The organism is Brachybacterium sp. AOP42-C2-15 (assembly GCF_052377065.1).
In the GTDB taxonomy this organism is placed as follows: Bacteria; Actinomycetota; Actinomycetes; order Actinomycetales; family Dermabacteraceae; genus Brachybacterium.
The window spans coordinates 1-246 of record NZ_JBQSWK010000137.1; the positions used below are offsets into that span (position 1 = coordinate 1).

1 pseudogene is annotated in these 246 nt (G+C 71.1%); it reads left to right on the plus strand.

Features of this window, described 5'->3' with window-relative positions:
- Nucleotides 1-246: pseudogene (locus ACT3SQ_RS19375) on the plus strand (ISL3 family transposase); the annotation flags it as partial.

Genomic DNA, 246 nt, shown 5'->3' on the forward strand with positions numbered 1-246 from the left:
GCAGCCTCCGAGGTGGCCCGGGCCCACGGCGTCTCGTGGTGGCTGGTCCAGTCCGCCCTCAGCGCCGCCGCTGTGGTCCTGCCTGACGTCGACGACGTGCGGGTAAGGCGTCTGGGGGTCGATGAGCACCGCTACCGGTCAGTGCGCTGGTTCCGCACCGACGAGGGCGCTTGGAGACGGTTCGAGCCGTGGATGACGACACTGGTCGACCTGGCCACCGGGCAGGTCCTCGGCATCGTCGACGGC